Source organism: Xanthomonas hydrangeae (genome assembly GCF_032697525.1).
Lineage (GTDB): Bacteria > Pseudomonadota > Gammaproteobacteria > Xanthomonadales > Xanthomonadaceae > Xanthomonas > Xanthomonas hydrangeae.
Genome location: NZ_CP103836.1, coordinates 650,087 through 667,645, shown reverse-complemented (window position 1 = coordinate 667,645; position 17,559 = coordinate 650,087). Strand labels below are relative to the sequence as shown.

The 17,559-nt window shown below is 58.3% G+C and carries 14 protein-coding genes and 4 pseudogenes; 12 read left to right on the top strand and 6 right to left on the bottom strand.

Features of this window, described 5'->3' with window-relative positions:
- Window positions 1–174: 174 nt before the first annotated feature.
- The 4 genes and pseudogenes from NYR97_RS02730 to NYR97_RS02720 all read right to left on the bottom strand — a co-directional run bounded on the left by NYR97_RS02730 (window position 175) and on the right by NYR97_RS02720 (window position 1,512).
- Window positions 175–495, bottom strand: a complete 321-nt coding sequence (locus NYR97_RS02730; protein ID WP_316696609.1) for a hypothetical protein — start codon at window positions 493–495, stop codon at window positions 175–177.
- Window positions 492–911 (bottom strand): ankyrin repeat domain-containing protein, encoded by a 420-nt coding sequence (locus NYR97_RS22375; protein ID WP_425613060.1) that lies wholly within the window; start codon window positions 909–911, stop codon window positions 492–494. The genes NYR97_RS02730 and NYR97_RS22375 overlap by 4 nt, the downstream gene beginning before the upstream one ends.
- Entirely contained in the window at window positions 905–1,183 is a 279-nt protein-coding gene (locus NYR97_RS02725) for a hypothetical protein (RefSeq protein ID WP_316696607.1), read from the bottom strand. Before NYR97_RS02725 ends, NYR97_RS22375 begins: the two co-directional genes overlap by 7 nt.
- A 46-nt stretch (window positions 1,184–1,229) precedes the next feature.
- Window positions 1,230–1,512: pseudogene (locus NYR97_RS02720) on the bottom strand (hypothetical protein).
- Window positions 1,513–2,293: 781 nt separating this feature from the next.
- On the opposite strand from NYR97_RS02720, the gene NYR97_RS02715 reads away from it, so the two are divergent.
- From NYR97_RS02715 to NYR97_RS02695, 5 genes and pseudogenes are all read left to right on the top strand, one after another.
- The gene (locus tag NYR97_RS02715) at window positions 2,294–2,968 is read left to right on the top strand and encodes a vWA domain-containing protein (protein WP_316696605.1); all 675 of its coding nucleotides are present in this window, start codon (window positions 2,294–2,296) and stop codon (window positions 2,966–2,968) included.
- Window positions 2,968–3,777: a PP2C family serine/threonine-protein phosphatase gene (locus NYR97_RS02710; protein WP_316696603.1), complete on the top strand. Its 810-nt coding sequence runs from the start codon at window positions 2,968–2,970 to the stop codon at window positions 3,775–3,777. The genes NYR97_RS02715 and NYR97_RS02710 overlap by 1 nt, the downstream gene beginning before the upstream one ends.
- Window positions 3,778–5,712 carry a helix-hairpin-helix domain-containing protein gene (locus NYR97_RS02705; protein WP_316696600.1) on the top strand — a complete coding sequence of 645 codons (1,935 nt, stop codon included), beginning with the start codon at window positions 3,778–3,780 and terminating at the stop codon, window positions 5,710–5,712.
- Between the two features lie 66 nt (window positions 5,713–5,778).
- Window positions 5,779–6,788: pseudogene (locus NYR97_RS02700) on the top strand (IS3 family transposase); the annotation flags it as partial.
- 50 nt (window positions 6,789–6,838) lie between these two features.
- Window positions 6,839–7,976, top strand: a pseudogene (locus NYR97_RS02695) (IS3 family transposase).
- Between the two features lie 169 nt (window positions 7,977–8,145).
- Here NYR97_RS02695 and NYR97_RS02690 read toward each other — a convergent pair.
- Window positions 8,146–8,709 carry a TetR/AcrR family transcriptional regulator gene (locus NYR97_RS02690; protein ID WP_316696598.1) on the bottom strand — a complete coding sequence of 188 codons (564 nt, stop codon included), beginning with the start codon at window positions 8,707–8,709 and terminating at the stop codon, window positions 8,146–8,148.
- Between the two features lie 4 nt (window positions 8,710–8,713).
- On the bottom strand, window positions 8,714–10,213 hold the full coding sequence (locus NYR97_RS02685; RefSeq protein ID WP_316696597.1) for an MFS transporter: 1,500 nt from the start codon (window positions 10,211–10,213) through the stop codon (window positions 8,714–8,716).
- 111 nt (window positions 10,214–10,324) lie between these two features.
- On the opposite strand from NYR97_RS02685, the gene NYR97_RS02680 reads away from it, so the two are divergent.
- From NYR97_RS02680 to NYR97_RS02660, 7 genes and pseudogenes are all read left to right on the top strand, one after another.
- Window positions 10,325–11,674 (top strand): hypothetical protein, encoded by a 1,350-nt coding sequence (locus tag NYR97_RS02680; protein ID WP_316696595.1) that lies wholly within the window; start codon window positions 10,325–10,327, stop codon window positions 11,672–11,674.
- 26 nt (window positions 11,675–11,700) lie between these two features.
- Window positions 11,701–11,868: an SDR family NAD(P)-dependent oxidoreductase gene (locus NYR97_RS22370; protein WP_210763474.1), complete on the top strand. Its 168-nt coding sequence runs from the start codon at window positions 11,701–11,703 to the stop codon at window positions 11,866–11,868.
- A gap of 399 nt (window positions 11,869–12,267) precedes the next feature.
- Entirely contained in the window at window positions 12,268–12,999 is a 732-nt protein-coding gene (locus tag NYR97_RS02675) for a hypothetical protein (RefSeq protein WP_316696593.1), read from the top strand.
- A 252-nt stretch (window positions 13,000–13,251) separates the two neighbouring features.
- Window positions 13,252–13,746, top strand: a complete 495-nt coding sequence (locus NYR97_RS02670) for a sigma-70 family RNA polymerase sigma factor (protein WP_176342022.1) — start codon at window positions 13,252–13,254, stop codon at window positions 13,744–13,746.
- Window positions 13,736–13,900: pseudogene (locus NYR97_RS22365) on the top strand (FecR/PupR family sigma factor regulator); the annotation flags it as partial. The gene NYR97_RS02670 and the pseudogene NYR97_RS22365, both read left to right, overlap by 11 nt.
- A 93-nt stretch (window positions 13,901–13,993) precedes the next feature.
- Entirely contained in the window at window positions 13,994–14,713 is a 720-nt protein-coding gene (locus NYR97_RS02665; protein WP_316696590.1) for a FecR family protein, read from the top strand.
- A gap of 59 nt (window positions 14,714–14,772) precedes the next feature.
- Window positions 14,773–17,547, top strand: coding sequence for a TonB-dependent receptor (locus NYR97_RS02660; protein ID WP_316696588.1), 2,775 nt, complete (start codon window positions 14,773–14,775; stop codon window positions 17,545–17,547).
- Window positions 17,548–17,559: the final 12 nt, after the last annotated feature.

The window sequence follows — 17,559 nt, the reverse complement described above, 5'->3', positions numbered from 1 at the left end:
CCATACTTACCCTTGTTAGGCGTCTCGCTTGCTGTGATAAACCATCGTCCCAAGCAACATGAGCATGATCAAGAGCAGTTCGTTTCGAACATTGAACGAAAAGGCTGCATAGGAAAACAGTCCCAAGCATCCAAAAGCCAGCAATAGCGCGTAAATTACTTTTAAGAACATTATTTATCCCTCAGTGCATTCAATTGTTTCTTCCACCATCCCGGCCGGGCAGACTTCCTTAAGTTCGTTCATGAACTCAATGATGTCTTCATTTCTGACATCCGCCGAACCACCGTCTTTCAATCCGCTTTTGTCGATAACTTCTTGAAGCTTTGTCGTGCATATCCCGCATTGGATGCACGATGCGGAACTCTGGACTCTATATTTCCTCACGCATTTGCCTTCCTTTGCGACCTCTTCGGTGAATTCCCCGAGCAAGCCTTCGGAAGCCCAGCCAATTAGAAAAGCGGCGATGGCATAGAAAAACCTCACCATCATGGTCATGGATGCCACCTGCTGGTCGTCGATGCGAAATCGTCATTATCAGTCGCGAGACTATGGATTTGCTCCAATGTATTTGCTGGATAAGTAGTTGATCTCCATAAGCTTTCGGCTATGCGATGTTTCCGCAGCCGAAGTGCTGTCACTATCGATGTTGCGCAGGGAAGCAGCCCCTCAGCGAGGACAAGATCTATGCAGTCCTCGCTGCCGCCGATGATGGCAGCCTGTAACTCGTCCTGCCGTCCAGGCACTTTTACGCGAGCTCCCCTCTGCAGCAAGAAGTCAACTTGGGGCACGGACGCGCGCATCAGTGCAGCTTTGAGCGCTGTATGGCCGAGGGAACTAGCGGCGTTCGGGTCGGCACCTGCATCGGCAAGGGCCTTAAGTTGGGCGAGGCTGCCGTGTGTCGCGACTAGGATATCAAGGGGATGCGCTGTTGGCCGAAAACAGCATCTGGGGAACTTGATAACAGGAGGCTTTTCGGTGATGCCCCTTTTCTGATGGATTCAACGGTTTTCGCCATCGTGTTCGATGCCGGAGCAGCGCTTACTTTGTTAGATAGCCAGGCGGCTGCAAAGCTTGCCGACGCCATCACCTTGACAAATGTTCTTCTTTCCAAAATTTTCCCTTCCTCTTCCTTGGTGATCAACTCCTGCCAACGACGCCGCGCCAAAAGCTTGGTAGGTCGCATTTTAGCAGTGGGTGAGACGCATTTGCATTTGGGAGTGTGCTGTAATTTAACAGGTTCGCCTACTGCGCCACAGCATCAAGGACAGTATCGGCAACGATTTCAGGACGGCCATCGCTCCCAAGCCCATGGTGACCGTCAAGTGCGTCACGAGCCACCATCGGGCCCAGCTGAGGCCCTGGTCGCGCTGCCTAGCTGCTTAGGCTTCTTGCGCATAGAGCCGTTCCGCCTTTCGCAGGCCTCGGTCGAGCCATCAACGGCCCGACGATGAAGGCGAACGGGCCCAGGAAGAGCGGGCAGGGCTGCCGGTTCGGGGGACATGCTGCTGCGATAGCTGTATGGCGAGAAGCGGGCATGTCTTGCATCACCGGGAAGCTGGTTTCTGCTTGTTCGTGACTAGCGGCTTGAGAGCGATCTCCTGGTCATTGACCCTGAGCTCAGCAAGTGGTCCTTTCAATGCTCCAAGCTGTAAGACACCAGATTGCGTAATGGTTAACGAGCTCAACCTGGACGACTGTTTGGCGTTTCGGTCGTAAGCAATGGCAATGAGGCCTTGGGCATTGAATACTAGAGCGCTGGCTCCAATAGCCACGCAGCCAGCGGAAGCCCTCTTCGCACCGGCGTCCACCATGACGAAGCGAAATCCTTTGAACGTCATGTCCGCACTGACGTGCCAGCCCGCATTGATAGCCGCCTTGGCCTCAGGGGATGAGTTAGGCAGCGACGACAGAGGGCATCGCTCGTCGGCCTGCAGAGGTTGCTTTACCGGCGGCAGCTGAGTGGTAGGCACCAGCCTTATGGAACCGACGCGCTCAGTCGAAAAAGCAGGGGTTCCTGCACGCAACAGAGGCGTTACTGATGAGTTTGCTGCTGTCCCTAATGTCGTCTTATCTGGTGCGCGCTCTACATCAGAAGGGCGAAGTGCTAGTGACGCCGCCATGGTGAGGATAATCAGTGCAGAAACAGCTAAGGGAGTCCAATCCGCGACTCCTTGCGGCGCCCAAGCTGGTAATGAGGAAGGAGTAGCGCGAGTGGCCATGGCCCATCATAGATTGGGTTGATTGTCAGAGCTATGATGCCGCTTCAAGCCAATGGACAGGGAGATCCAGCGTAATGAACGATTTTGAACAGGTGCCTTTCGGCGCCAGCGATTTTGCCGAAAACCCCGAGAACCGGTGCGCGTGCCTGCTTCTGCTGGACACATCAGGTTCCATGGGCGGCAAGCCCATCGAGCAGCTCAACGCTGGCCTGCTGCAGTTTCAGGAAGAACTGAACTCGGACTCGCTCGCCGCCAAACGGGTGGAGGTCGCCATTGTCACCTTCGGTCCGGTCCAGACCGTGACCGACTTCGTTACGGCAGATAGCTTCTATCCTCCCGTGCTGTCTTGCACTGGTGACACACCGATGGGTGCGGCGATCGAGCAAGGCTTGGAGATGGTTCGGCAACGCAAGGAGGTCTACAAAGCCAACGGCGTCTCCTACTATCGACCTTGGGTTTTTCTCCTCACCGATGGTTCGCCGACCGACGATTGGCAGCGCGCTGCGGCGTTAGTTCGGGAAGGAGAGGCAACGAAGAACTTCCAGTTTTTTGCGGTCGGCGTGAAAGGGGCAGATATGGACATCCTCGGGCAGATCTCCGCGCGTGCGCCGCTAAACCTTAAGGGGCTCCAGTTCAAGGAACTCTTCAAGTGGCTGTCCAACTCCATGGGTGCGGTGTCCCGTTCTACTCCTGGCGACAATGTGCCTTTGGTTAATCCCGCTGCCCCCGACGGCTGGGCCAGCGTGTAATGGATCTCCAGGATTGGCGCATTGTTGCGGCCTCATCCATTGGCACATCCCACATCAAGTTTGGAACGGACTGCCAGGACGCCTATGAACAGGAATTCTTTCCAGAGCACGGCACCGTGCTCTTGGTGGCGTCGGATGGTGCGGGAAGTGCATCTCAATCAGAGACCGGTGCGAAGCTAGCGACGTTGGAGATTCGGGACTGTGTGCGCAACCACTTTGAAGACGGCCATGGCGTTGAAGAGATAACGCGGGACGTGGTCTTGAACTGGCTTGCCGGCGTTACGACCCGTATTGCGCACAGGGCTGCGGCCGACGGGTTGGAGGTCAGAGAGTATGCTTGCACGTTGGTGGCGGCTATCGTCTCCCCGACGCATACATGCTTCTTCCAGGTGGGCGACGGGGCCATTGTTATTCGCCCTCGCGGCGATGATTGGGCCTATGTGTTTTGGCCCCAGCACGGGGAATACATCAACACGACCGTTTTCGTCACCGATCCGGCTGCCGTGTTGAACGCGGAGTTCTTCTGCAATGTGGGCGCGGTGGATGAGGTCGCGGTGTTCACCGATGGCATCGAAGCCTTGGTGCTCCACCAAGCCACGCAGAGCGTTCATTCGCCCTTCTTCGACAAGATATTCGCGCCGGTCCGTGCCTTAGAAGGGGCAGGCTACAGCGAAGATTTGTCCTCTAAGCTGGAAGCCTATCTTGCCTCGCCAGTGATCTGCGAGCGGACGGACGACGACAAGACACTCCTGCTTGCCAGTCGGCTGACGAAGCTGCCAGCCGCACCGGCGCCAGTAGAGGACGCCTAAGTGGTTTCACCTGCTTTGGTTAGTAAATCCGGACCGGTCCGGCTGGGAAAGCAACTGGGCAAGGGGGGAGAGGGAACGGTCTTCGAGGTCGAGGGGAGGCCGGACTCGGCTGCCAAAATTTATTTGGCTGCGGTAAGCAGTGAGAGAGCCGACAAGCTGGTGGCCATGGCTGCCCTTCGGACTGCTGCGCTGGATCAGCTCACTGCCTGGCCTACTGACGTGCTGCGGGAATCCGATGGCAAGGTCTGTGGCTTTGTCATGGCCAACCTTCGCGCATCGAAGGATATTCATAAGCTCTACAGCCCCAAAAGCCGCTTGGCGGACTTTCCCCAGGCAGACTGGAGGCTAGTGGTTCGTGCCGCCTTGAACACTGCGCGAGCATTCTCGGTTATCCACCAAGCAGGTCACTTGGTTGGGGACGTCAATCACGGCGGTGTGCGGGTGTCACCGGATGCGACCGTGAAGCTGATCGACACAGACAGCTTCCAGATTTCGCATCAAGGGCGCACCTTCCTTTGTGAGGTCGGCGTCCAGGACTTCACACCGCCCGAGCTCCACGGAAAGGCCTTTAAACAAGTCACACGCACCGCCAACCACGACAACTTCGGCCTGGCCGTCCTGATTTTTCAGATGCTCATGAATGGTCGGCATCCCTTTGCTGGCCGATACAGTGGGCCGGGCGATATGCCTATCGAAAAGGCGATTCCGGAGTTCCGTTACGCCTACGGCAAAGACACTGCTCGGACACGTATGAGTCCTCCGCCGCTCAGTGCGGCGCCGGCCGCAGCGTCGCCTTGGGTTGCAGGCCTCTGGGAAAAGGCCTTTGGCTTCGATGGGGCGAAGCCTGGTGGGAGGCCGAAGGCAGAAGACTGGGTCCAGGCCCTGACGAAGCTGGAGCAGCACTTCAAACGGTGTTCTTCCAGGCCGTCCCATTTCTATTTCGATGGGCTTACTGAGTGTCCGTGGTGCCCAATTGAACGTGCAGGCATTGCGCTCTTTGGCGGTGCAGCGGTCGTTATCCCCAAGCTGGCATCTGGTCCCTTCAACCTAGATTCGGTTTGGCGAGATATCACGACAGCAGTGTTGCCACACATGCATGCGCTGCCTCAGGTGAAGGCAGTGCCTGCCAATCCCCAAGTTCAAGCCTTGGGCAGCCGGCGCACGTTCTGGAAAACGACCGGTTGGCTGGTGGGGCTGCTGATTACGGTGCTTGGCATTGCACTTTCTGCAGTGCTGGGCCCCGTATGGGCGTGTTTGGGGTGGGCGATGGGCGCATGGTTCAACAGCCGTGGCCGTTCGGACCTGGCACCACTGGTATCCGGCTATAAGCAAGCGAAAGCCCAATACGACGGGCTCGTCGCTCGATGGAAGCAAGAGCAAGCGGACACTCAGCTTCAAGCGAAGCAGAATCAGCTTCGTCCGTTGCGGGATGAGCATGCCGGTCTGCAGGCGGAACGAGAAAGGCGCTATCGAGCGCTGTCCAACAATCGCGAACAGATCGCACGCAAACAGTTCTTGGATCAGTTCGAGATCGAGCGGGCCACTATTCCAGGCATCGGGGCGGCGAAGAAAGTCATGCTGGAATCGTTTGGCATCGAGACGGCAGCAGACGTGAACCGCAATGCGGTTCTAAACGTTCCAGGATTTGGGCCTGCGCTGACCGACCGCTTGATGAAGTGGCGACAGGAAAAGGAGGCGCGATTCCGCTTCGACCCGAATTCTTCAATCGATCCAAGGCAGGTCGCGGATCTGGATCGAACTATTCAAGCAAGAAGGGCCCAAATCGAGGCAGACCTGGTGGCTGGCCGCAGTGCCATTCTCCAGATGCGACAGGCCGCGATGGCTCGTCGCAGGTCTGTGGAGGAAGCCATGAGTGCCGCGGTGGAAGATTTTTCACAGAGGACAGCGGACGCCAGGGCTGCCGGAGTTCTTTAAAAGGCATTGCTGACAGAGGGGATCGCTAGGGCAGCTCTTTTGGCATTACTCGGGATAGGCCCGCAATGGCTGAGGCGTAGCAAGTTCGGTGGCATGAGCGTGCCCGATGCCAAGCGGCTCAAAGATCTGGAGGCGGAGAACGCCCGGCTGAAGAAGTTGCTGGCCGAGCAATTGTTCGAAAACGACTTTATCAAGGATGCGCTGCGAAAAAAGTGGTGAGCGCACCAGCGCGTCGCACGCTGGTGCGCGAGTGGATCGGACGTGGCGCCAGCGAGCGTCGCGCTCTGGCAATGATCGGGATGAGTGCCAGTGCACTGCGCTATGTCCCGCGCGATGACCGCAACGTCGACCTGCGCCAGCGCATCCTGGCGCTGGCGCACCGACACAAACGGTATGGCGTCGGAATGATCTACCTGAAACTGCGGCAGGAAGGGCATGTCGTGAACTACAAACGCGTGGAGCGGCTGTATCAGCAACAGCGGTTGCAGGTCAGGCGTCGCAAGCGCAAGAAGGTGCCGGTGGGCGAACGCCAGCCGCTGCTGCGGCCAGCACGGGCCAACCAGGTATGGTGGATGGACTTCGTGTTCGACCGCACTGCCGATGGGCGGGTGATCAAATTGCTGTTGATCGTGGACGACGCCACACATGAAGCGGTCGCGATCGAGGTGGAACGTGCGATCTCCGGCCATGGTGTCAGCCGCGTCCTGGACCGCCAGGCGATCAGTCGCGGCCTGCCGCAGGTGATCCGTACCGACAACGGCAAGGAGTTCTGCGGCAAGACGATGGTGAGCTGGGTGCATGGGCGTGGCGTGCAGCTTCGACTGATCCAGGCCGGCAAGCCGAACCAGAACGCCTACGTGGAGTCGTTCAATGGCCGCCTGCGCGATGAATGCCTCAACGAACATTGGTTCCCGACGCTGCTACACGCACGCACCGAGATCGAACGTTGGCGCCGGGAATATAACGAGGAGCGCCCAAAGAAGGCCATCGACGGCATGACACCCGCCGACTACACCAGACACCTGGCCAACACCGATATCATCATGACCCACCCCCACAAAACTGGGCCATCGTAAAGTAGAGACTTCGCCCCGCATGGGCCCCGTGGATCACGAGGAGTCAGGCGATGAAGAAGTCCCGTTTTACCGAGGAGCAGATCGCATACGCGCTCAAGCAAGTCGAGCTGGGGATGTCCGTTGGCGAGGTGTGCCGCAAGATGGGCATTGCGGAGGCCACGTTCTACGTATGGCGCAAGAAGTACGTGGGCTGGGACCATCCGAGCTCAAGCGTTTGCGGCTGCTGGAAGAGGAAAATCGCAAGCTCAAGCAGCTGGTGGCCGACCTGAGCCTGGACAAGGCGATGCTCCAAGAGGTGGTCACAAAAAAACTCTGAGGGCGACCCAGAAGCGCGATTGGGTTGCCCGCTTGAGAGAGCGTTTTGGCGTGAGCGAACGGCGTGCATTGCGGATCGTGGCAATGTCGCGCTCAGCGTTCTCGTACAAGGCCAAGGCCAAGGCGCGCGATTGCAGCGCCATCCGTCTGCGGATGCGCGAGATCACCCAGACGCGGATCCATTACGGCTGCGAGCGGGTGTTGGTGATGCTCCGTCGCGAAGGCTGGCGTGACAACCATAAGCGGGTCCATCGCATCTACAAGGAAGAAGGCTTGTCTTTAAGGCATTGTCGGCCGCGTCGTAGTCGCAGCAGCCGTCGAAGGCAGCCGATCAAGGTGGCAACAGCGCCCAACACCCTATGGGGGATGGACTTCGTGAGTGACGCATTGTTCGATGGCCGTCGCTTCCGGCTGTTACCGGTGCTGGATCATTTCACGCATGAATGCCTTGATATCGTCGTGGACCAGTCCTTACGTGCTGACGATGTCGTCGGGGCAGTGGCGCGTCTGGTCGCACAGCGAGGCAAGCCGGAGGCGATCAAGGTGGATAACGGCAGTGAGTTTGCCGGCAAGGTCATGGATCGTTGGGCGTATGAGGCCGGCGTGGAGCCGGACTTTTCCCGACGTGGCACGCCGACGGACAATGCGATGGTAGAAAGTTTCAACGGCCGGCTACGGCAGGAGTGTCTGAACGAGCATTGGTTCTTGTCGCTGGCCGATGCGCGGAGCAAAATCGAGGCGTGGCGGAAGTTCTATAACGAGGAACGGCCCCACACTGCATTGGCATGGAAAACCCCTGCGGAGTTCGCCCGAGAACACGGGTCCCAAGCGAATTCTCGGGCGCCGAAAGAGATCGAAATCTTTACCGACTGATGGCCCTGCAATCGGGGGTGGGTCAATCAACCCCGGACTCTAAACCCCGCTGCTACTCAGGACGGGGGGACGTCGGGCACGCACGTGATGCACCTGGAACGCCAACGCTGGTCCTTGTATGAAAGCGTTGCGGCATTCCTGCGGGCCACATCGGAAACTACCCCATGACTCAGCTCCGCGGGCCGGATGCTTTCGAAGTGCTCCTAAGCATCTTGGCAAGGCGCTCAGCGATGGTCGCTTTCAAGCCCTTGTCGAGGGGCGTCGATGAAAGCGACTCATAGACCCATAGCCCGTCGGCAGCGAGCCGGGCGATGAAGTCGTCCAGAGCAGCCTCGTCTTGAGTATCTGTCGGCACAGGCGGCGCCCAGCGCTCTAATACAGCCGCCCACGGCTCTGTTAGCGCTTGGTCTGTGGCAGATTCCAGCATGAACTGCAGCTCTGCACGGGTGGCGCTTTGAGCACAGGCGCGGGCATACGCCATGTGCCTTTCTTGTGCGGTCAGGTCAGCAGCTGGCTTGCCCCCGATTGCCTCCATACTCGCTTCCCAATTGGCGGCCAAGTGAGCGTGGATCGCATTGATCAGCGCGTCGCGTGAGGGGAAGTGGTAAAGCATTCCGCCACGAGTGATGCCCGCCTCACTGGAAACGGACTCGAAGGTCACTGCAGTAACACCTTCGCGGTCAATCACGCGCAAGGCGGCATCGAGGATCTTGGAGCGATTGCTAGGTCTCATCGAATCAGTGGAAAGCCATGGAGGAAGTGGAGCCGGCACCGTGTCGACGTAAGAGCACGCCGGTGACAATTGCACCGATCATCATCACTGCCGCAATGAGGTAGAGCGCAGTGATGTAGGCGGCATCGTAAGCGGTGGCAGCAGCCTGTGCCAGGTCATGTCGTCCATGCTCACGCGCCAATGCCATAGCAGCTGCCACGTCGGTCCTTGCGGACTCGCTGATGCCAGCAGGGAACTCCAACGAAGCGCTGTAGAGCGCAGCCACCAAGCTGCCAAGCAGCGCAACGGCAATCAGGCTTCCGAATTCGTAGGAGACCTCCTCAACAGAAGAAGCCATGCCGGCACGGTCAGCTGGCACGTTCCCAATGATTGCACTCGATGCCACGGCCATCGCTGCACCAACGCCAAGTCCGGTGAAGACAAGGCCGAAGGCGACCCAGCCGATGCCATGCACCAAGCTCAGTGAGACGATTGCAACACCGAGCGCTCCCAGCCCCAGGCCACCGCTGATCAGCAGGCGCAAACCAATCTTGTGCAGGTAGGCACCTCCCAGTAATGCACTGGGCAGACTGCCAAGAGCTACTGCTGATACCAGCAGTCCGGCTTCCATCGGGCTGTAGCTGCCCACGAGTTGAAAGCGTTGTGTCGTAAGCAGCTGGAGGCCGCCAATCGCAAACATGGCAAACGCGGCTGCCAAGGTGCCGGACAAGAAGGCGGGATTACGGAAGATCGATAGCTCAAGCATGGGGTGGGTCAGCGTCGACTGACGCCGCACAAACAATGCCCCCGACGTCACAGCGACCGCCAGAGCGACGATCGCTTGGCTCGATGAGGGCGGTGCATGGGCAAGGGCCTTGATCGCAAACACCAAGCCTGACAAGGCGCTCAGTGCCAGGAGCGAGGAGGGCAGGTCCCATGACTTGGTCGGGTCGGGCTTTCCTTCAGGGGCAAAAGCCATCGCGCCGCAGGCCGCCGAGGCGACGATGGGCACATTGATGAGGAAGACCGAACCCCACCAGAAGTGCTCAAGCAAAAGCCCTCCAATGATTGGCCCAAGCGCGCTGCCTACGATCGACAGGCAGCCCCAGACAGCGATGGCGAGGTTGCGCTCACGTTCGTCTTCAAAAGCCAGCCGTATCAACGCCAGGGTAGCGGGCATCATCGCAGCCGCACCGATAGCCAGCACGCCCCGAGCCGCAATCAGAAGGGTGGCATTGGGGGCAAACGCCGCCATGAGCGAGGCAGCGCCGAAGATGGTCAAGCCAACCAGGAACATCCTGCGGTGACCAACGCGATCGCCGAGGGTGCCGGACCCCAGCAGCAGGCCTGCCATGACCAGTGGGTAGGCATTGATGATCCACAGCGCCTGGGCAGGGGAGGCCTCCAGTTCGCTGGCGAGCGTTGGTAGTGCCGTGTAGAGCACAGAGTTGTCCAAGGTGATCAGCAGCAGCCCGGCGGCAACGGTGATCAGGAGCAGCCAGCGCGTGTTGTGGGCAGACCGCATGGACGATCTCCGATAAAAAGTAGAGCATAACTATACCGGATGTAATGTATAGTTACGACGCGACGGCGACTCGGGTGTTGCGGTCATTCAGCTGTTCAAAGCGGAGTCTTCATGCCTTCCAGTCAAGCGCTTTCTCATAGCCCCTACGTGCCCTTTGATCCGAAAGTGCGGCTTTACAGTCCGGCATTCGGACATCTCACTGCGTGGGAATACGCCGGCTGGCAGCGCGAGTCGCTGTCGTGGAAGGAGGGCGTTTATCTCCATGGCGGCCTGAACCCGGCCTCGCCTTATCGCCTGTCAGGTCCGGGAGCACTGAAACTACTCGCCGACGCCTGTATCAATGACTTCGGCAAATTTTCCGTTGGCGCTTCCAAACATGCGGTGATGTGCAACGCTCAGGGCAATGTCATGTCCGATGGGATCGTGATGCGTCTTGCTGAGAGCGAGTTCGTGTCGTTCTTCCTCAACCCTTACATCGATTACCTAGTCGAGTCTGGCCGATACGACGTCAAGGGCGAAGATCTGAGTGACAAGGTCTTCCTCTTCCAGGTCGCTGGACCGAAGTCGCTGGCGGTCTTGGAAAAGCTTACTGGCGAGTCTCTGCGTGACATTTCATTTCTTTGGCACCGCACGGCGCGCATTCCCATTGAAGACGGGACGTTGGTCGACGTGCGGGTATTTCGCTTGGGAGTAGCGAGAACGCTGGCCTACGAGGTGCACGGTCCCTTTGAAATGGCCGAGCAGGTCTATCAGGCGATTACGGCTGCGGGGCAGGAATTCGGATTGGAGAAACTTGGACTGCAGACCTACGGCATGAACCATACCGAGGGCGGGTTCGCACAGTCGTTCATTCACTTCCTGCCGGCGTGGAGTGAAGATGCCGAGTTCATGAAATATCTAGGCGGCCGATACAGCGCGGCATTCAACGGGCTTCCGGGGAGCGCAGGGCCTGCGGGTGAAACCCGCTATGCAAATCCCGTTGAGTTGGGATGGGGGCACATGATCACGTTCGACCATCCCTTCGTCGGTAGTGAGGCGTTGAAAAAGGTCATGGGTGCGCCCAAACGGGCCATCGTCACCTTGGAATGGTCCAAGGACGATGTCTTGGCGATCTTTGCCGCTCAGTTCACGCCAAGCAGCAAGGTTCAGATCATGGAGTGGCCCGCTAACCCCATTTGGGATATGAATGCTATGTCCTTGGTCGCCGCCGACGAGGTCATGGTTGGCGACAAACGAATCGGAATTTCCAGCGGTCGCATCTTCAGTCATTACTACGGCGTAATGCTTTCTCTGGCATTGCTCGACATCGAGCATGCCGTCATCGGCAATGAAGTTGAAGTGCTCTGGGGTGACCCAGGCACAGAGCAGCGCCGCATCCGAACTACTGTCAGTCGTTTCCCCTATTTGGATTTGCCTTTCAACAAAGACATCAACACCCACCTCATGCCGTCCAACGTTTAAGGAGTAGCGCCCACACGCAAAAAGTCATTGTTATTTTTGGTGCAGGGAATGGCCTCGGCCTGGCTGTTGGTCGGCGGTTCGGGAGGGAAGGGTATGCAGTGGCTTTGGTTGCACGCAAATTGCAACCGTTGGAGGCGCTTGTTGTGGAACTTGCTGCGGGTGGAGTAACCGCAGCGCCCTTCCTGGCCGACTAGCAATTGAAGGCCAAGTTCGGGACGTGGTCAGTCAGATCGCTAAGCATTATGGGCGTATAGACGCAAGCTACTACTCGCCTGCAACGGCAGATGCGTTTCATCCGGCAAGCGCAATGACGTCGACCATGTTTGATGCCCAGTTGAGATTTCTTTTCTTGGGGTTGGTTGCATCCGTGCTGCATCTAGCTTAACAAGAGCGCCAACCCGGGCAGCGGTCCGCACTGGTATTGCTGGGTAAGGGCATGCCGTGCCGGGATTGGCTCTGAAATTTCTGCTAAAGGTCTCGGTCCCAAAGGCCATTTATGGTAACGATATACGTGTCGCCTGGTTGCCGCTGGCAGCGTGCGGAACAAAGCGTCATTGATCATTCCATCCTGCTGAAGCCGGTAAGGGGCACCAATGTCTAGTCCTAATCACATCTTCCTCGTGGCGTTGCTCCTAGCGAGCTGTCTAACGTCAGCTGTAACTCAGGCAGCTCCGGTTGATGGCATTCCACCCGGTGATTGGCGCGGAATCCTGTCCACGAGCGAAGCCACAGGCCCGGTTTATGTCCGCTTGAGTGAGCGCGCTTCAGGTGCCAGCGGCCCCCAGGCCGCGGACTTGCGGTTTGGACCTCCCTTCAACTGCGCCCTGGAATTGCGGGCGCAGAACGATGCCTACACGCTAACGCCTCGCAATGGGGGAAAGTTCTGTGACGCGTTGTCAGGTGGACAGGCCCAGCTTGAGGTGGTGGAGGGACCGACAGCCGGCCTAAAACTTACCCTGCCAAGCAGTGGGACGCCTTTGATTGTCGGCTTAGACCAAGCGAGCGTAAAGCTGACCGAAGCCGGTCGCTGGCGAGGTGCGGGCCTTATCGCCGCACAGTTAGAGATTGTTGCGACCAGCGTCCGGCCTGGGGATGTGCTTGGTCGCCTGCGCTATGGCGCTCCTAGGGATTGTCAAGTCGAGTTGCGATACGCCGGCCGCGTCGATGGTGCGTTGACCACATGGATCGGCGCTAATGACCGCGGATATTGCCGTCAGCTCAGCGACGGCCAAGCCGCCATGCAGATTCGTCCGGATGGCAGCGCGACGCTTTCGATGTTCGTCAAGGGTCAACGCGACACGCTGCTTTTTGAACGTGTGCCTTGATGCGCGCTAGGTATCGCTACGCACACTACCGCGCCAGCAATCACGTTCCTTGAGGATGTTGTGCCCTGGCGCTATCGTTCCTGGAACCGTGGTGCTTATGAAGATCCGACTGATCAGTGAAGAAACGCGCCAAACGCGTGTGGTGACCATCATCGGTAGTCAGACAATGCATGATGCGTCATAATTGAGAATGAATCTCATCTTTGGGTCAGCCACGTGGTTTGAAGCCGCCCTCGCTTTCAAGGGTTCTTCATGGCTGTCGACCACTCATTGCTTGCCTCGCTTTACCGCGATCATCAGCCTTGGCTACAGCGCTGGGTCGGTGGCCGGGTTGGGTCTCGAGAGGTTGCGCAAGACCTGACGCAGGACACCTTCACTCGCTTGCTCAGTGGGCGCGACCTTTGCGGATTGAATGAACCACGCGCGTTCCTAACGACGGTGGCCAAGGGCCTCATGGCTAATTGGTTTCGTCGCCAATCGTTGGAACGTGCCTACTTGGAAAGCTTGACTGCGCTTCCCGCTGCAATCGTGCCATCAGAAGAGGAGCGAGCGATCGTCTGCGAGGCGCTTTGCCTCATCGATGCAATGCTCGAAGGGTTACCTGTGGCTGTGCGCCAAGTCTTCCTGCTGGCCCAGTTTGAAGGTCTTGGGTATGGCGAGATCGGCTGCAAGCTTGACCTGTCGCTGAGCACCGTCAAGCGACATATGAAGCGTGCTTGGCTCGCATGCCTGGCCTATGCGCCCTGACGACACCAAGTCCCCAACGCCACTTGATCCCTGCGTGCTCGAACAAGCCGCCGAATGGGTAGTGCGATTAGGAGAGCATGGTGGAGCTCAGGACCAAGCTGCCTGTGAGCGGTGGCAGCAACAGCACCCCGACAACGCACGGGCATGGCGAAGGGTTGAAGAGCTCTTGGGGACCATCAACGCGGTCCCACCTTCGATTGCACGTCCCGTATTGGATCGCCCCAAGCACCCGGGACGTCGCTTAGCCATGAAGCAATTAGGCGCCTGGCTACTCGCTGCCCCGGCTGGGTGGCTTGCCTGGCAACTGTGGGAACAATCGAACTGGGATCAACGCTTCAGGACGGGCACCGGGGAGTGGCAGCACCAGCAGCTCGCGGACGGAACCCAGATAGAGCTCGATTCCGGGACTTCGCTGGACGTTGCATATGGTTCAAAACAACGCCTGCTGCGCTTGCAACAAGGTCAGGTGCTGATCACAACCGCGCCAGACATCATGCCCTCACCGAGATGCTTTCGGGTTGCCACGACGCACGGATATATGCAGGCATTGGGCACACGTTTCAATGTGCGCGTAGAGGAGCATCGAACACACTTGGCGGTGTTCGATGGTGCGGTGCGCATCGAGCTCGGAGGAAGCACGCGCTCGTCGTGTCGGGTGGATGCCGGCTTTGCCGTTTGGTTTGACCGCAATCGTTGCGTCATCGCTCCGAAGCCAACCGAGCAATTGACGGGCTGGTCAAAGGGCCTGTTGGTCATCAATGCCGAGCCACTCGGACAGGTGCTTGAAGAGCTTGGGCGCTATCACCATGGTGTGCTGCGTTGTGATCCGTCTGTGGCGCATCTCTTGGTGTCAGGTGTGTTCCTACTGGCTCATATCGACCAGAGCCTCGACATGATCGCCCAGACACATGGCTTGGCCATCGAGCGCCAAGCCAAAGGCTGGTGGACGACGGTCGTCCCAAAATAAAAAGCAGTCGGAGTGACCCTTTTTTCAATCTCGCGGGGCAAGTGGAAGAACCCCTATTGTTGAGCGCTGTCATGCGTCGTCTTTGCCGCCCCCTGCGGACTCGTCTTCTAGCCCTTGCCTTGGTTACCGTCTCCGGCTCGGCGTTTGCCCAGGCAACGCCAACTCGATTACCTGCGGGGCCGCTGGGCGCAACGCTCACCGCGTTTGCCACCGAACGTGGGATCGCGTTGTCCTTCGATCCCGCCTTGACCGAGGGGCTGACAGCACCATCGATCGAGGGCAGCATGACCGATCGCGAAGGCCTGGAGCGGCTGCTATCGGGTTCGGGATTGCGCTTGCTTGCACGCTCAAATGGAAGCTACACACTGCTTCGCGCACCTGCTGCGAGCAGCGGGATCATTCCACTGTCGCCCTTGCGCATCGGAGCGCAGCGCACGTTCCCTTACTCGGAGGGAATTGCACTGGATCAAGCCTACATTGATGCAGCGCCTCGGGGAGAAAGCGATCTCGCCACGCTACTGCGCATCAATCCATCGGTGCAGTTCAGCGACACAGCAAGAAGCTCGCGCAATGCCGGCGAGATCCGCCCGGCAGATTTCAGCATCAACGGCGCGCCGTTTTACCAGAACCTGTTCCTGATCGATGGCATCAGCTTCAACAACGACATCGATCCGGTCTTCAACAACGCTGACCACTATGCTGATGTCCCTAGCCAGTCGCAGGGCATCGCGGTCGATACCGACCTGCTCGAAGGCGTGACCGTCTACGACAGCAACGTGCCGGCAGCCTTCGGCAACTTTACCGGCGGGGTGGTGGACGCCAAAACCCGCAAGGCAGGCGACCGTTTACACGGCAAAGTCTGGTTTCGCATGGCGCGTTCGGTGTGGAATGACATCATCATCCCTCAAGGGCAGGAGCAGGACTTCGAGCAGTCAGCAAGCAGCGATTTCCAGCCCGAGTTCGACAAGTTCAAATTCGGGGCGAGGCTGGAAGGGCGGACCAAGAGCGGCATTGGGCTGATTGGGACTGTCACGCAGACTCGCTCGGAGATCCCCCTTCGAGGCTATACCTCGGGGGATGTGAGTAGCAGCGATGCCAACAGCAAAACCCAAACCCGGCAGAACACAGCGACGTCCCTGTCGGCCGATTGGAAAAGCGATAGCGGCATTGAACTCGGCGCCAGCATCACCTATGCGCCGACCGATGATCGTTACTTCATCCAAAGCGCCAAGAACTCGTGGTTCGATCTGAAATCGGGTGGTCCTGTTGTCGCGCTGCGTGCCAATGTCGAGCGTGGGGCCTGGACGATGGGCAATACCTTGAGTTACAGCGATTTGGAAAGCTCCCGGCGAAGCCAGGTCGACCACTGGAAGTCTTGGGCCAAGTCACGGGAATTCGATTGGGGGGTTAACAACAGCAGCCGGGAAGGAAGCTGGGGCAATGTCGATCAGCATGATCGCAAGGTGGGCTATCAAGCCCAGTTTGATCGGGAGCCCATTGCCTGGGGAGCGACCGAACACAATGTGCAGCTCGGCATGTCTTTTCAGCATCGAGAGGCGAACTACGAGCGCCTCAATGACCACTACAACTACCTGCAACCCTATGCCACCACAAGCTGCACCAGTAGCAATGGCGCAGTGGACACTGACAGCTGCTCGCTGTCACCGGTCCTGACCTCTGTCACCGGAACGGTTGTCGCCGGGCGCGGTCAATACTTTCGCCGGCAAACCACCTATCAAGCAGGAGAGTTCAAAGTCAGCGGGCAGGCTTATGCTGCGTGGCTTCAAGACGACGTGCGCCTTGGAAACGTGAGCCTTCGTGGTGGTGTGCGTCTGGACCAGGACAGCATTTGGGACAAGACCACGCTCTCTCCACGCTTGGCCGCGTCCTGGGATGTATTCGGCGACAAGACCACGATCCTGACGGGTGGGCTCAACCGCTACTACGGGCGCAACTTCTTTAGCTATCTGCTTCGTGAGGGACGTGAACGCCTGACTCTGGTCAAGACGCGCACGAGCGCGCGCACGGCATGGGAGAGTATCGAGGGCACATCTGCTGGTTCGACCAACCGGCTGAGCGATGTCGACATCCCGTATACCAATGAATGGACCATCGGACTGGATCAGCGTTGGAAAGGACTGGATCTGAGTCTGAAGTATGTCAATCGTGATAACCGCGATGAGGTGCTGCGACAATCGGTTCGAAGTAACGATCCGTCCGGCGCATTCACAAGTAGCGTCTATGAGTATGTGAACAGCGGGCGCAGCCGAAGCGATGTCTACACGCTGAGCGTGAGCCCTGAAAACAGCCTGGTCTGGGGGCCAAGTCGGACCCAAGTGCAGTTTGCCTTCGACTACACCGACACCCGGCGAAATTACAGCAACTACCAAACCAGCTGGAGCGATGAGAGCGACCAGTTGGTGCTCTATAAAGGCAACCGAGTTTGGCTCTACGATCTGCCGGCGACCGACTTTGCGCGCAAGTGGACAGCACGCCTGTCAACGCAGTCGCGCGTGGATATCGGACCAGGCGAACTTCTCTGGAGCAATTTTTTTAGGTATCGCGATGGGTTTCGCGACATCGTGCAGCGAGGAAGTGAAGACGTCGGTGGCGAGGTCTATGACGTCTATCAAGATGTGAGCTATCCACGTGCGTTCACCGTGGACACAACCCTCGAATACAACCTGAGCTTGCCATCCGAGCAGCAGCTCTATGTGCGTGTGGAAGCCATGAATGTGCTCAATCGCATCAACAAGGTTGCTGGCACAACATCGTCATCGTCTTACTTTGAGCAAGGGCGCAGCTACTGGCTGGAAGCGGGCTATCGGTTCTAATGAAGATGAGTC